Here is a 579-nt window from a genome sequence, read left to right as displayed (position 1 = left end):
TGATCGCGCAGCCGGGCGTGAACTGGGCCACCTCCGATCCCGACACGGAAGGAACCTTGCGCGTGCGCCTGGGCGAGGAGCGCTTCACGCGCAACCTCTACCGCGCGCGCGCGCTGCTGGAGTCCGGCGCGCGCGTGAGCTTCGGCACCGACTGGGCGGCTGCCGGCTACTTCTCGACCTACAAGCCGCTGGACGTGATCCAGATCGGCATGACGCGCCAGGTCATCGGGCAGCCCGACGCCAAGGTCCTGCCGCCGCTGGACGAGCGCCTCACGCTGGCGCAGATGCTCAAGGGCTACACGCTGGATGCCGCGTTCCAGAGCGGGCTGGAGCGCCAGACCGGCTCGCTGGAAGTGGGCAAGCGCGCCGACCTCGTGGTGCTCGGCCAGAACCTGTTCGACGTCCAGCCGCACGACATCCACAAGGTGCCCGTGGTCGCCACGATGATGAACGGGCGCGTCACGCACGGCACGCTGCAAGCACCTTGAGCGCGCTGCACAAGCCTCCTTTGCTTGCGCTCCTGGCCCTGCTGTGCAACGCCTTCATTTGGGGCGTGTCGTGGTGGCCGCTGCGCATGCT

1 protein-coding gene is annotated in these 579 nt (G+C 68.7%); it reads left to right on the top strand.

Going from position 1 to position 579, the window contains the following annotated elements; all coding sequences use genetic code 11:
• On the top strand, positions 1–488 hold a 488-nt coding region (locus tag QZH66_RS18175; RefSeq protein ID WP_305807198.1), incomplete at its 5' end, for an amidohydrolase family protein.
• Positions 489–579: the final 91 nt, after the last annotated feature.

This window comes from Stenotrophomonas sp. YIM B06876, assembly GCF_030711595.1.
Lineage (GTDB): Bacteria > Pseudomonadota > Gammaproteobacteria > Xanthomonadales > Xanthomonadaceae > Stenotrophomonas.
The sequence above is the reverse complement of the archived record's forward strand: the minus strand, read 5'-3'. Positions and strand labels throughout refer to the sequence as shown.